A 14154-nucleotide genomic window follows, 5' to 3' on the forward strand; every position below is an offset into this window, starting at 1 on the left:
TCCGCGCCTTACCCGCTTCGCGGCGCCCTCGCGCCTTCGACCCGGCGCGGAGTGTATCTGAATGGTTAACAGGACAGACCTGTAGTAGACCCTGTGTTTTCCGCAAGTTCCCGGGCCAAAGCTTCGACGACCAACTCACGCAAAACGCTTTCGATTTCTGCCCGCAATCGGGGCAGCATCGCGTCCAGTTGCTGTTGCACGGCCGCCGACACAGCGTCGGTCAGGCGCGCCTCCAAAGAGAGGTCGATGCGCTGCAAAACGCGGTGCAACAGCCCCTCCTCGAACCGGAAGGCTTCGTCCTCCGAGACCATGGCGGTGGGCATCAGCGCAGCGCGTTCTTCCGCCGGGCTACGGAACGCAAGTTGCGATTCGGTGACGGGGGCCGGCTCCGCTGCCGTCGTCACTTCCGGTTTGGCAACGGGCGCAACGACCTGCGCGGGTGGAAGCAGCGGCGATGGCTCGACAACGGTCGTCAGCGTAGGCACGAAGCGCGGCGGTGTTCTCGAATTGCCTGCCATCAGGCGGCACCTCCCGCGAGATCGTGGCGCTTGAGCGCGTAGCCCCGCTCCGCGTAGTGGCGCCAGCGTGCCCGGCTCATGACGCGATCGGCCTCGTCGCCAGTCACCACTTCGATCAGGCGCTCGAAGCGCTCAAAGCCGGACGGCACCGCATCGCCAAGGTTCACCATGACTTGCTGGTGCGGCAAGGCGCTCGCACCCGGAGCGGCAAGGACGACGGCCGACCGCGCCAGGATGTGCGCCTCGCTGTCGCTGCGGCAGTGACCGATGAAGTCGACCGCGGAGAACTGCCACAGCGCCGCATCGACCGCATCGAGCGTGTCGGCATCGGCCACGAGCACAACCCTCGCGCCGCCTGCAACGACCGCCTTGCGCAGCAGCCTGCATGCATGGCTCACCTTGTCGGCGGCATTGAAGTGAAAGTCGATCTCGGTCACGTGCGCAGCCTGCTTACCTGACCTTGCGCTTGCGTGGTGCGGCGGGCGCGGCAGGTGCCACGCCTGCCGGCGCGGCCCGGTTCATGAGGTAGGCCATCAGCAGGCCGACCGGGCGACCGGTCGAGCCCTTGGCCGCCCCGCTCTTCCACGCCGTGCCTGCGATGTCCAGGTGCGCCCACGGGAAATCGCCCGCGAATCGCTGCAGGAACTTGGCCGCAGTGATGGCGCCCCCGGCCCGTCCTGCGATGTTGGCCACGTCGGCGAAGTTGCTCTTCAGGCCTTCTGCATAGTCCTCGTCGAGCGGCAGGCGCCAGCAGCGATCCTGCGATTGCTCGCCGGCAGTCTCGAGCGCCGCGGCCAAGGTGTCGTCGGTGGAGAACAAGCCGCTGCGCACGCCGCCGAGCGCGACCACGCAGGCGCCGGTCAGCGTGGCAATGTCGATGACGACAGCGGGTTCGAAGCGCTTCGCGTAGCTCAGCGCGTCGCACAGGATGAGACGGCCTTCTGCGTCGGTGTTGAGCACCTCGATGGTCTGGCCGCTCATGCTGGTCACGACGTCGCCGGGCTTCAGGGCCGCACCGTCGTTCATGTTCTCGCACGACGGGATCAGGCCTACCACGTTGATGGCCGGCTTGCATTCGGCCAGCGCGCGGAACACGCCGAGCACGCTGGCCGCGCCGCACATGTCGAACTTCATTTCGTCCATTTCGGCAGCCGGCTTGAGCGAAACGCCGCCGGTGTCGAAAGTGATGCCCTTGCCGACCAGGACCACGGGCGCGTCGTCCTTGCCGGCGCCCTGGTAACGCAACACGATGAATCGAAGCGGCTCGGCGGAACCCTGCGCCACCGCGGCAAACGAGTCCATGCCGAGCTTGGCAACCTCCTTGGGACCAAGCACCTCGCACCTGATGCGCGGCAACTCGGTCAGTGCGTTCGCGGCCTCGGCGAGCAGCGTAGGCGTGCAATGGTTGGCCGGACGGTTGCCCCACTCCTTGGCGAATTCGATACCCGCCACGGTGGCCGAGGATTCGCGGAAGGCCGCATCCAGCGTTGCCGCTTCGGGCACGCCCAGCACCAGTTGCCGCACGGTTCGCGCCTCGGCCTTGGGCTTGGTCGTTGTGTAGACATACGTGGCATCGGCGGCAGCGAACATCGCCTGCCGGAGCGCTGAGGCATCGACGGACTGCGCGAACACGATCACCACGCGCTTGGGGTTGCCGGGCTTGACCGCCTGCACGCCGGCACTGACGGCGGTACGCACCGATGCCGGCGATCCGTCGCCCACCGAAACCAGCACCACGCGCGACGCCGCGACGCCCGCCGGACGGTAGAGTTGCAGCAGCTTGCCGGCCTTGGCGGGCAAGTCATCGGTTTCGCGCGCCTGTGCGAGCAGTGTTGCAATGGGGCTGGTGGCCCCGTCGTCGGATGAAGCCGAAAGCACGATCAGCGCATCGGCCTTTTCGGTTGCCGCTTGCGCAAGAGAGAGGGTCTTGAGTTGAAAGTCCATAATCCTTCTTTTCCTTGACGATGTTATTCCATTCCTCCCTACGCAAGGAGCTGTCACGCAGCTTCGGGGCCACCCTGGTGGTCCTTGTCACCATCGTGATGACGATGATGCTGATCCGCACCCTGGGCCTTGCGTCCAAGGGCAGCGTCGATCCGGCGGAAGTGTTCCTCGTGATGACCTATACGGTACTCGGCTACCTGCCGACCATCCTCAGCCTGAGCCTGTTCATCTCGATCGTCGGCACGCTGTCGCGCATGTACGGCGACAGCGAAATGATCATCTGGTTTTCGAGCGGTCGTGGCCTGGCCAACTTCGCGTGGCCGATCCTGCGCTTCGCCTGGCCGATCCTGGTGTTGATTGCCATGCTCGCATTCGTCGCCTGGCCGTGGGCCAACTCCCAGACCCAGGGCATGCGCGACCAATATGAGCGCCGCGGCGATATCGATCGCATCGCACCCGGTGAATTCCAGGAATCGTCCGGACGCAACCGGGTATTCTTCATCGACAAGGACACGGCCAACGGCACGGTCGCGTCGAACGTGTTCATCTCGTCGATCGAGCGCAATCGGCAGTTGATCACCTCGGCGCGCAACGGCCGGATCGAGACGGTCGACAACACGCGTTTCCTCATGCTGAGCAACGGCCAGCGTCTCGAACGCCCCTTCGACAAGTCGGGCTTGAAGATCAGCGAGTTCCAGACCTATGGCGCGAAGGTCGGCTCCGATGCGGCAACCTCGCCCGATGACCTGGCACCCCGCGCCCAAACCACGGTCGCGTTGCTGGCCAACGCCACGCGCATCAATCGCGCCGAGTTGTCATGGCGCCTCGGCATGTTGCTGGCCGCATGCAACTTCGTGTTGCTGGCGCTGGCAGTGGCCAGTGTGAATCCGCGGGTCGGACGCAGTGGCAACCTGTTGTTTGCGCTGTTCGCTTTCGTCATCTACTACAACCTGCTGAACCTCGGCCAGGGCTGGATCGGCTCAGGCCGCTTCGGCGCCGGTCCGTTCCTGTTGACCTTGCATGGCGGCGTGTTCGCCATTGCCGTCGCATGGCTGGCAAAGCGTCACAACAACTGGAGCTTCGGCTGGCGCCGCCGCTCCTCCAAGGCGTCGTCCACCGCGTGAAAACCATCCGCCGACTCATCTATGGCGAGGTGTTGAAGTCCGTCGCCTTCGTTGCACTGGGCTTTCTCTGCCTGTTCTTCTTTTTCGATTTCGTCGACGAGTTGCAGACCGTCACCAAATCGAACGTGCTCGGCTATGGGCTGCCGCAGGCCATCCTCTACGTCTCGCTGCTGGTGCCGAGCCATTTGTACGAGTTGCTGCCCATTGCAGTGCTCATCGGCACCATCGTCGTGATGGCACGGCTCGCGCAAAGCTCCGAATACACCATATTGCGCACCAGCGGGCTCGGGCCTTGGCGGGCACTTCGCACGCTGCTGGTCCTCGGACTCGGCTTCGTGGTCCTGACCTTTGCGGTGGGCGACTATGTCGCACCCTTCGGCGATCGCACCGCCACGCTGGTCAAGGCGCGATATCAGGGCGTATACGCGACGAGCGGCCTCACGGGTGCCTGGCTGCGCGAAAAGCAGAACGACAAGTCCTTTGCGGTCAATGTCTTGTCGATGGGACGCGATGGCTCGCTGCTGGGCCCGCGAATTTTCGAGTTCGACGCCAAGGGATTCCTGGTCTCCCAAACCGCGGCAGATTCCGCACGCATCGAGCCGGACGGGTCATGGATGCTCAAGCGCGCGGAGCGCCAGTACTACGACACGAACGGCCCGAACGGCAAGTCGCAAGTGCGCACCACGCTCGACGACACCCTGCTCTGGCCCAGCACGCTGACGCATGAAATGGTGTCGGTGGCACTGCTCAAGCCCGACCGCATGGCGACCATCGACCTGTTCGAATACATCCGGCACCTGAATGCCAACGGCCAGAAGGCGCAGCGTTACGAGATCGACTTCTGGCGCAAGGTCTTCTATCCGCTGTCTTGCCTGGTGATGGTGGTATTGGCATTGCCGTTTGCCTACTTGCACTTTCGCCAGTCCGGCATTGCCGCCTACGTCTTTGGCGGCGTGCTCATCGGCATCAGCTTCTTCCTGCTGAACAACGTGTTCGGCTACATCGGCAACCTGCGGACCTGGTCGCCATGGTTCACCGCGGCGGCGCCTGGCATGATCTATTCGGTGATGTCGCTGGGCGCCTTTGGCTGGCTGGTGCTGAGGCACTGAAGCAATGCAAGGCAAGCGTGGCATCGTGCTGTTTGCACATGGGTCGCGCGATGCGCGCTGGCGCGAGCCGATCGAGGCCGTCGCGCACCGCATCACTGAGCGCGACCCGGGCGCCCTGGTGAGTTGCGCCTACCTCGAACTTGTACAACCCGACCTGCCGACCGCCGTTGCGCAACTGGTGGCGCGCGGCGCCGGGAGCGTGCGCGTCGTGCCAATCTTCCTCGGCATGGGAAAGCATCTGCGCGAAGACCTGCCCAATTTGATGGCGCAGCTCACGGCGAATCACCCGGGTGTCGCGATCACGCTGCAAAAGGCCGTCGGCGAGGAGTCGCAGGTGATCGACCTGCTGGCCAAAATTGCGTGGCAGGATGGCTAAGGCGCAACACTTTCCATAGACGCAGAAGGCATAATGAATCCCATATAAGGATGACATTCGTTATGAACCTGCACCAATTCAAGTTTGTCCAGGAAGCGGTGCGCCGCAATCTCAATCTGACCGAGGCAGCCAAGGCGCTGCACACCTCGCAGCCCGGTGTTTCCAAAGCCATCATCGAACTCGAGGAAGAACTCGGCGTCGAGATTTTTGCGCGGCATGGCAAGCGTCTCAAGCGCGTGACAGAACCCGGCCAGCACGTCATCGCAAGCATAGAACTCATCATGCGCGAGGTTGGCAACCTCAAGCGCATCGGCGAGCAGTTCAGCGCGCAGGACAGCGGCACGCTTTCCATTGCAACCACTCACACCCAGGCGCGCTATGTGTTGCCCGTGCCGGTGGCGAAGTTGCGCGAGGCCTATCCCAAGGTCAACGTCAGCCTGCACCAGGGCTCGCCCGACCAGGTCGCACGCATGGTGATCGACGAGGTCGCCGAGATCGGCATCGCGACCGAATCGCTCGATGCCTATGTGGAACTCGTGACCCTGCCATGCTACGAATGGCAGCATGTGCTGGTGCTGCCGAAGGACCACCCTCTTGCGGCGAAGGAGCGCGTGTCCCTCGAAGACCTGGCACAGGAACCGATCATCACCTACCACCCGTCCTTCACCGGCCGCACACGAATCGACCATGCGTTTGCACAGAAGAAACTCTCGCCGCGCATCGCGCTGGAGGCCATCGATTCGGACGTGATCAAGACCTATGTGCGCCTGGGCCTCGGCGTCGGCATCGTGGCGGAGATGGCGGTGCGCGATGACTCCAATGCCGATCTGGTGGTGCGGCCGATGGGCCACATCTTCGGCCAGAACATCGCACGCGTCGCCTTCAAGCGCAGCGCGTATCTGCGCAACTTCGTCTTCAAGTTCGCCGAGTTGCTGAGCGACCGGCTTGACCGCAACCTGATCGCCAAGGCCCTGAGCGGGCACAACCAGGACTATGGCCTTTGAGGAAACCCGATTCACCATGAGCACCGCACTGGCTTCCCCGCGCACCCCCGAGATCATTACCAAGCTGCCGGCGGTCGGCACCACGATCTTCACCGTGATGTCGGCGCTGGCCGCCGAGAAGAATGCAGTGAACCTCGGCCAGGGCTTTCCCGATTTCGGCTGCGACCCGAAGTTGCTGCAGGCCGTGACCGACGCGATGGCCGCGGGCCACAACCAGTATCCGCCGATGCCCGGCGTGCTGCCGTTGCGCACCGCCATCGCCAGCAAGATCGAGTCGCTCTACGGACATCGCTATAGCGCGGCGGATGAAATCACGATCACGGCCGGCGCGACGCAGGCCATCATCACCGCGATCCTTGCGGTCGTTCGACCGGGCGACGAAGTGATCGTGCTGGAACCCTGCTACGACAGCTACGTGCCCAACATCGAACTGGCCGGTGGCACCGTGAAGCGGGTGCCGCTGTCGCCGGGCACGTTCAGGCCCGACTTCGACAAGATCGCTGCGGCCCTGTCGCCAAAGACGCGCGCGATCATCGTCAACACGCCGCACAACCCGAGTGCGACCGTATGGACCGATGCCGAGATGCGCCGCCTCGAAGAGCTGCTCGCCTCCACCGAGGTGCTGGTGATTGCCGACGAGGTGTACGAGCACATGGTCTATGCACCGCTGCGGCACGAGAGCGCGGCACGCTACCCGGGCCTTGCGGCACGCAGTTTCATCGTGAGCAGCTTCGGCAAGACATATCACGTCACTGGCTGGAAGGTGGGCTACGTGGCTGCGCCGGCGTCGCTCACGGCCGAGTTTCGCAAGGTGCACCAGTTCAACGTGTTCACGGTCAACACGCCAATGCAGCATGCGCTGGCGCAGTTCATGGCCAACCCGGCGCCGTACCTGGAATTGCCGGCCTTCTACCAGCGCAAGCGCGACCTGTTTGCCGCAGGCCTCGCCAAGACCCGGCTCAGGCTGTTGCCGAGCGAAGGCACCTACTTCCAGTGCGTCGATATTTCCGGGGTGAGCGACTTGCCCGAGTGGGAGTTCTGTCTCTGGCTCACGCGCGAGGTCGGCGTGGCGGCGATACCGCTGTCGGCCTTCTATGGCGACGGCTTCGACCAGCGCGTGGTGCGCTTCTGCTTCGCCAAGAAGGACGAAACGCTCAATTCAGCGCTGGAGCGACTCTCCCGGCTCTGACGCTGACAAACACCGTAGGCGCCGCCTGACCCTTGAAGGCGTGTCTGTCCCGGGGATGGAGCGACCGCGCAAGCCGACCATGGACTCCTTCGCAAAGCCCATAGGAGAAGGTCATGTCGCTCTCGTTGATCCTGCTGATCGTGGTCGTCCTGTTGCTCATCGGCGCACTGCCAAGCTGGGGCTACAGCCGCAACTGGGGCTATGCCCCGAGCGGCGGGCTGGGCCTGGTGCTGGTGGTGGTGATCGTGCTGGTGCTCATGGGACACATATAGGCGCCACTGCACTTGAAGGCTCGTTTCGACGGGCCTTCTTCAAGCGTCAAGCTGTGCCCAGGCCTTGTCGAGCCGCTTGACGCTGACCGGCTGCGGCGTGCGCAACTCCTGTGCAAAGAAGCTGACGCGCAACTCCTCCAGCAGCCAGCGGAATTCGAGCATTCGATCGTCTACGGCGCCCTTGCGTTCCGCGACGAGGCGCCAGTACCTTTGTTCCTGAGGCCTCAATTCGGCGAGCCTGGCCGCATCGCGCGCAGGGTCGGCGCGGAGCTTGTCCAGCCGGGCGGTGATGGCTTTCAGATAGCGCGCGAAGTGCTGCAATTGCGGCCAAGGCGTGTCGACGACAAAGCGCTTGCCGACCAGGCGCTGCAGTTGCTGCGCGGCGTCCTGCACCGAATCGGGCTGCAACCTGGTGTCCTTTATCTTGCGTGCCGCCATGGCGTATTCGACGAGGATCGTGCCCGCCAGCCGTGCAACCTCGTTCGCGATCAACGTGAGACGGCCGCGGCCTTCCTCGATGCGGCGCTTGAAGGCGAATTCATCGGTGGGCAATGGCTCCTGGAGGAAGGCGCGGTCGAGTGCGACGTCGACGATCTGCGCGCGCAACTCCTCGACCGTGCCGAGCGGCATGAACTGGACGGCCATCTTTTGCAGGTCGGGGATGTTCTTCTCGAGGTACTTGAGAGCGTCCTTGAGTTGCAAGGCGACGAGGCGGCGCAGCCCGGCGCGGTGCTTCGCGGCTGCAACGGCAGGCTCGTCGAAGACTTCGATCGTGACGCCGTCGGCGTGTCCGTCGTTCACCAGTGCCGGGAAACCGACCAGCGACTGGGCGCCGCGCCTCACTTCCATCAACTCGGGCAACTCGCCGAACGTCCAGGCCGTGTAGCGCTGGCCGGCGGGCAGCGCCGGCTCGGGTGTCGCTGTTTTCGCAGGCTGAGCGCGACCCGCGGATGGTGCCGAGGGCTCGCTGTCCGCGGCCGGCGCCTTCTTGACGTTCAGCCCCGCCAGCGCCTGGAATGCGCCGCGCGCCTGTGCGCCCAGCTCCGCCTTGAGCGCGCCGAGATTGCGACCCATGCCAAGTTGACGACCATGCTCGTCGACCACGCGCAGGTTCATGAACAGGTGGGGCGGCAGCATGTCGAGCTTGAAGTCGGCGCGTTTCACGTCGAGGCTGGTGATGTCGCGGACCTTCTTCAGCAACGCATCGGTCAGCGAGCCGGCACCGAAGGCCTCCGGTGCCGCCATCTCTTCGGCGAACCGCGATGCCGTTTCAGGCAGCGGCACCAGCCGCGAGCGCGGGCGCTGCGGCAGGCTCTTGAGCAGTGCCTGGATCTTGTCCTTCAGCATGCCCGTGACCAGCCATTCGCTGCGTTCCTCGCTGACCTGGTTCAATACGAACAGCGGCACCGTCACGGTCAGGCCGTCGCGCGCGTCGCCGGGTTCGTGCAGATAGGTTGCCGCGCAATCGACGCCGCCGAGCCGGATGGTCGGCGGGAATGACTGCGTCGTGATGCCGGCCGCCTGGTGGCGCATGAGCTCGTCGCGCGTGAGGAACAGCAGGCGTGGTTGCGCATCCGATGCATGGCGATACCAGTTCTCGAAAGCGATGCCGCTGGCCACGTCGGGTGGCAGTTGCGCGTCGTAGAAGGCGTAGATGAGTTCGTCGTCGACCAACACGTCCTGCCGGCGTGCCTTGTGCTCCAGCCCTTCGACCTCCCGCACCAGCTTGCGATTGGCGGCGAGGAAGGGGAACTTGCTGTCCCACTGGCCGCCGACCAGCGCTTCCCGGATGAATATCTCGCGCGCCGCGACCGGATCGACGCGGGTGAAATCGACCCGCCTTCCGCTGTAGATGACGAGACCGTACAAGGTTGCACGTTCGAGTGCGGTGACCTGCGCGCCCTTCTTCTCCCAGTGCGGGTCGAGCAATTGCTTCTTCAGCAAATGCCCTGCCACCTGTTCCAGCCATTGCGGCTCGATGTTGGCAATGCCGCGGCCGAACAGGCGCGTGGTTTCGACCAACTCGGCAACCACGATCCAGCGGCCCGGCTTTTTCTTCAGGTGCGCGCCGGGGTGGCGATAGAACTTGATTCCGCGCGCGCCGAGGTAGGCCTCGTCGTCCTCCACCTTCCAGCCGATGTTGCCGAGCAGGCCGGCCAGCATCGACAGGTGCAATTGCTCGTAGCTCGCGGGCTGCGCGTTGATCTTCCACTTGTGCTCGGTGACGACGGTGAGAAGTTGCGAATGGGTATCGCGCCATTCGCGCACGCGGCGGATGTTGACGAAGTTCTGGCGCAGCAGTTGTTCGTATTGGCGGTTGGTGAGCTTGTGGGTGGCGCCCTCGCCTCCACCCGGATGCCCTCCCCGCGCCGCATGAATCCATTTCCACAGCTGCAGATAGCCGCTGAACTCGCTGCGCTCGTCATCGAACTTCGCATGCGCCTGGTCAGCCTGCTGCTGCGCCTCCATCGGCCGGTCGCGTACGTCCTGCACGCTGAGCGCCGACGCGATCACCAGCACTTCTTCCAGCGCGCCACGCGAACGCGCTTCCAGGATCATCCGACCCACGCGCGGATCGAGAGGCAGTCGCGCCAGTTCGCCGCCGATCGCGGTCAGTTCATTGGCATCGTCGACAGCGCCCAGTTCGTTGAGCAACTGGTAGCCGTCGGCGATGGCGCGCGGCGACGGCGCTTCGAGGAAAGGAAAGCGCGCCACGTCGCCCAGCCGCAGCGATTTCATTCGCAAGATCACGCCGGCCAGCGAGGAGCGCAGGATTTCCGGGTCGGTGAAGCGCGGCCGGCCGGCGAAGTCCTTCTCGTCGTACAGCCGGATGCAGATGCCGTTGGCCACTCGCCCGCAGCGGCCCGCGCGCTGGTTGGCCGCGGCCTGGCTGATCGGCTCGACCAGCAGTTGCTCGACCTTGCTGCGGAAGCTGTAGCGCTTCACGCGCGCGGTGCCGGCATCGATCACGTAGCGGATGCCCGGCACGGTGAGCGAGGTTTCGGCCACGTTGGTTGCCAGCACGACGCGACGGCCCGTGTGGCCTTCGAAGATGCGGTCCTGCTCGGCCTGCGACAGGCGCGCGAACAGCGGCAGCACTTCGGCGCCGCGGTACAGCGGCTGGTGCGCCAGGTGCTTGCGCAGGTGGTCGGCCGCCTCGCGGATCTCGCGCTCGCCCGGCAGGAAGATGAGGATGTCGCCCGCGTTGTGCGGGTCGCGCCAGAGCTCGTCGACGCCGTCGGCGATGGCGTTGTTCAGGTCGTACTCGCGCGATTCCTCGAACGGGCGCCAGCGTTGCTCGACCGGGAAGGTGCGGCCCGAGACGTAGATGATCGGCGCCGGCCCTTTCCGGGAAGCGAAATGCGTGGCGAACCGATCGGCATCGATAGTGGCCGAGGTGACGATCACCTTCAGCTCGGGCCGGCGCGGCAGGATCTCGCGCAGGTAGCCCAGCAGGAAGTCGATGTTCAGCGAGCGCTCGTGGGCCTCGTCGATGATCAGCGTGTCGTAGGCCTTGAGCAGCGGATCGGACTGCGTCTCGGCCAGCAGGATGCCATCGGTCATGAGCTTGACCGAGGCATCGCGGCTGAGCCGGTCCTGGAAACGGACCTTGAAGCCGACCACTTCGCCAAGCGGCGTCTTCAGTTCCTCGGCGATGCGCTTGGCCACCGAACTCGCGGCAATGCGGCGCGGCTGCGTATGGCCGATCAGCTTGCCCTGCCCCGGCGCGGCGTTGAGCTTGCCCCGGCCGAGTTGCAGCACGATCTTCGGCAGCTGCGTGGTCTTGCCCGAGCCGGTTTCGCCGCACACGATGACGACCTGGTTGGCCTCGATGGCCGCGGCGATCTCGTCGCGCCGCGCGGAAACGGGCAGCGATTCGGGAAACTCGATGCGAAGGGGGGAGAAAGTCGTCGTCAAGGGCCAGGGGCCGCGCACGGCCAAACGTCGAATTATCGACGGCCGTCGCGCAAGGTGCATTCGTGCCGGGCCTTCGCCTCACGGGCGCCACGCCGAGAATGCACAATCGCTGCCCATGTCGACCGTCTTCAATTTCACTTTCGTCCCGTGGTTTCGCTCGGTGGCGCCTTACATCCACACGCACCGGGGCAAGACTTTCGTCGTCGGCCTCGCTGGCGAGGCGATCGCGGCCGGCAAGCTGCAAAGCATTGCGCAGGACCTGGCGCTGATCCAGTCGATGGGCGTGAAGGTCGTGCTGGTGCACGGATTCCGCCCGCAGGTGAACGAGCAGCTGCGCGCCAAGGGCCACGAGGCGCGCTATTCGCACGGCATGCGCATCACCGACGAGGTGGCGCTCGATTCGGCCCAGGAAGCGGCCGGCCAGTTGCGCTACGAGATCGAGGCGGCGTTCAGCCAGGGCCTGCCCAATACCCCGATGGCCGGCGCCACGGTGCGCATCATCTCGGGCAACTTCATCACCGCCCGGCCCGTGGGCGTGCTCGACGGCGTGGATTTCAAGCATTCGGGCCTGGTGCGCAAGGTCGACAGCGCCGGCATCCGCCGCACGCTGGACTTCGGCGCCATGGTGCTGATCTCGCCTTTCGGCTTCTCGCCCACCGGCGAGGCCTTCAACCTCACGATGGAGGAGGTCGCGACCAGCGTCGCCATCTCGATCCAGGCCGACAAGCTCATTTTCCTGACCGAAGTGCCCGGCATTCCACTCGAGCCAAGCCTGCCGGTGAGCGAAGAGAACCCGATCGACACTGAACTGCCGCTCGACGCTGCCGAGAAGATGCTCGCCACGCTGGGCCCGGCGCAGCGCCCGACCGATTCGGCCTTCTACCTGCAGCACTGCGTGAAAGCCTGCAAGGCCGGCGTGGAGCGCAACCACATCCTGCCCTTCGCGGTGGACGGCTCGCTCCTGCTGGAGGTGTATGTGCACGACGGCATCGGCACCATGGTCATCGACGAAAAGCTCGAATCGCTGCGCGAGGCGACGGCCGACGACATCGGCGGCATCCTGCAGTTGATCGAGCCCTTCGAGCGCGACGGCACGCTGGTCAAGCGCGACCGAACCGAGATCGAGCGCGACATCGGCCACTACACCGTGATCGAGCACGACGGCGTGATCTTCGGCTGCGCCGCGCTCTACCCGTACCCCGAGGCACGCACCGCCGAGATGGCCGCGCTCACCGTTTCGCCCAACGTGCAAGCGCAGGGCGACGGCGAAAAGATCCTCAAGCGCGTCGAGCAACGCGCCAAGGCGGCCGGACTTGAAAGCATCTTCGTCCTGACCACGCGCACCATGCACTGGTTCATCAAGCGCGGCTTCCAGCAGGTCGACCCCGAGTGGCTGCCCGAGGCCCGCAAGCGCAAGTACAACTGGGACCGCAAGAGCCAGGTGCTCGTGAAGAAACTCTATCCCTCGACATGAATCCGCTGCTTTCCAAACTACAACCCTACCCTTTCGAGCGCCTGCGCCAGTTGTTCGCGGGCGTGACGCCCAACCCGGCGCTCACGCCGATCAGCCTGGGCATCGGCGAGCCGAAGCATCCGACGCCGGACTTCATCAAGCACGCGTTGACCGCGGGGCTTGGCGCGCTGGCTGCGTATCCGGCCACCGCAGGCGAGCCAAGGCTGCGCAAGTCATTTACCGACTGGCTCCAGACGCGCTACGGACTCACGCTCGACCCCGCGACGCAGGTGCTGCCGGTGAATGGTTCGCGCGAGGCGCTCTTCGCCCTGGCCCAGACCGTGGTCGATGCGAGCGCGAACCCGGCGCCCATCGTCGTCTCGCCCAATCCGTTCTACCAAATCTACGAAGGCGCGGCCTTGCTGGCCGGCGCCGACACGTACTACGTGCCGAGCCGGGCCGACCGCAACTTCGCCGTGGACTGGGACAGCGTGCCCGCGGAAGTCTGGGCCCGTGCGCAACTCGTATTCGTGTGCTCGCCCGGCAATCCGACCGGCGCGGTGATGCCGCTCGACGAATGGAAGAAGCTGTTTGCACTCTCCGACCAGCACGGCTTCGTGATCGCATCCGACGAGTGCTACAGCGAAATCTATTTCCGCGAAGAGCCGCCGTTGGGCGGCCTCGAAGCCGCGGCCAAGCTCGGCCGCACCGACTACAGGAACCTGCTCGCGCTGACCTCGCTCTCCAAGCGCAGCAACGTGCCCGGCCTGCGCAGCGGCTTCGTGGCCGGCGACGCCTCGATCATCAAGAGCTTCCTGCTCTATCGCACCTACCACGGCAGCGCCATGGGCGGCGCCGTCGCCGCGGCCAGCATCGCGGCCTGGGGCGATGAACGCCACGTCGTCGAGAACCGCGCCCAGTACCGCGCCAAGTTCGCCGCCGTCACGCCGCTGCTCGAACCCGTGCTCGACGTGAAGCTGCCCGACGCGAGCTTCTACCTGTGGGCCGGCGTGCCTGCCAGGTGGAACGGCGACGATGCGACCTTCGCCCGTGCCTTGTACGCTCAATACAATGTGACGGTGTTGCCCGGCAGCTATCTGGCCCGCGACTTCGGCGGCGTCAATCCAGGCCGGGGGCGCATCCGCATGGCGCTGGTGGCCGGCACCGACGAGTGCGTAGCTGCCGCAAGCCGCATCGTCCAGTTCATCCAGTCGGGCCAGTGACACGGCCCATTTCTTGTACTTGAA

Annotated in this window: 12 protein-coding genes; 8 read left to right on the plus strand and 4 right to left on the minus strand. The window is 65.0% G+C overall.

Annotation, left to right across the window (positions count from 1 at the left end; translation table 11 throughout):
• Positions 1–65: 65 nt before the first annotated feature.
• From WKW80_RS15030 to WKW80_RS15040, 3 genes are read right to left on the minus strand one after another with little or no spacing between them, the layout of a single operon-like run.
• Entirely contained in the window at positions 66–518 is a 453-nt protein-coding gene (locus WKW80_RS15030) for a hypothetical protein (protein ID WP_340364365.1), read from the minus strand.
• Positions 518–955 (minus strand): DNA polymerase III subunit chi, encoded by a 438-nt coding sequence (locus tag WKW80_RS15035; protein ID WP_340364366.1) that lies wholly within the window; start codon positions 953–955, stop codon positions 518–520. Before WKW80_RS15035 ends, WKW80_RS15030 begins: the two co-directional genes overlap by 1 nt.
• A 13-nt stretch (positions 956–968) precedes the next feature.
• The gene (locus tag WKW80_RS15040; RefSeq protein WP_340364367.1) at positions 969–2462 is read right to left on the minus strand and encodes a leucyl aminopeptidase; all 1494 of its coding nucleotides are present in this window, start codon (positions 2460–2462) and stop codon (positions 969–971) included.
• 20 nt (positions 2463–2482) lie between these two features.
• Between WKW80_RS15040 and lptF the strand changes: the two genes are divergently transcribed.
• From lptF to WKW80_RS15070, 6 genes are all read left to right on the plus strand, one after another.
• Positions 2483–3586 carry an LPS export ABC transporter permease LptF gene (gene lptF, locus WKW80_RS15045; RefSeq protein WP_340364368.1) on the plus strand — a complete coding sequence of 368 codons (1104 nt, stop codon included), beginning with the start codon at positions 2483–2485 and terminating at the stop codon, positions 3584–3586.
• A complete protein-coding gene (gene lptG, locus WKW80_RS15050) occupies positions 3583–4695 on the plus strand; it encodes an LPS export ABC transporter permease LptG (RefSeq protein WP_340364369.1) in 1113 nt (370 codons plus the stop codon). The genes lptF and lptG overlap by 4 nt, the downstream gene beginning before the upstream one ends.
• Positions 4696–4699: 4 nt before the next feature.
• Positions 4700–5071, plus strand: a complete 372-nt coding sequence (locus tag WKW80_RS15055) for a sirohydrochlorin chelatase (RefSeq protein WP_340364370.1) — start codon at positions 4700–4702, stop codon at positions 5069–5071.
• A 62-nt stretch (positions 5072–5133) separates the two neighbouring features.
• Entirely contained in the window at positions 5134–6075 is a 942-nt protein-coding gene (locus WKW80_RS15060) for a CysB family HTH-type transcriptional regulator (protein ID WP_340364371.1), read from the plus strand.
• A gap of 16 nt (positions 6076–6091) precedes the next feature.
• Positions 6092–7264: a pyridoxal phosphate-dependent aminotransferase gene (locus WKW80_RS15065; protein WP_340364372.1), complete on the plus strand. Its 1173-nt coding sequence runs from the start codon at positions 6092–6094 to the stop codon at positions 7262–7264.
• A gap of 113 nt (positions 7265–7377) precedes the next feature.
• Complete coding sequence (locus tag WKW80_RS15070) at positions 7378–7536, plus strand: DUF3309 family protein (protein WP_340364373.1); 159 nt, start codon at positions 7378–7380, stop codon at positions 7534–7536.
• A gap of 39 nt (positions 7537–7575) precedes the next feature.
• Here WKW80_RS15070 and hrpA read toward each other — a convergent pair whose 3' ends face one another.
• Positions 7576–11514 (minus strand): ATP-dependent RNA helicase HrpA, encoded by a 3939-nt coding sequence (hrpA, locus tag WKW80_RS15075; protein ID WP_340364374.1) that lies wholly within the window; start codon positions 11512–11514, stop codon positions 7576–7578.
• A 55-nt stretch (positions 11515–11569) separates the two neighbouring features.
• Here hrpA and argA point away from each other — a divergent pair, with 55 nt between their 5' ends.
• Together argA and dapC are read left to right on the plus strand one after the other, a co-directional pair.
• Complete coding sequence (argA, locus tag WKW80_RS15080; protein WP_340364375.1) at positions 11570–12928, plus strand: amino-acid N-acetyltransferase; 1359 nt, start codon at positions 11570–11572, stop codon at positions 12926–12928.
• A complete protein-coding gene (gene dapC, locus WKW80_RS15085) occupies positions 12925–14130 on the plus strand; it encodes a succinyldiaminopimelate transaminase (protein WP_340364376.1) in 1206 nt (401 codons plus the stop codon). The genes argA and dapC overlap by 4 nt, the downstream gene beginning before the upstream one ends.
• Positions 14131–14154: the final 24 nt, after the last annotated feature.

It is taken from the genome of Variovorax humicola (assembly GCF_037889915.1).
Classification (GTDB): domain Bacteria; phylum Pseudomonadota; class Gammaproteobacteria; order Burkholderiales; family Burkholderiaceae_C; genus Variovorax; species Variovorax humicola.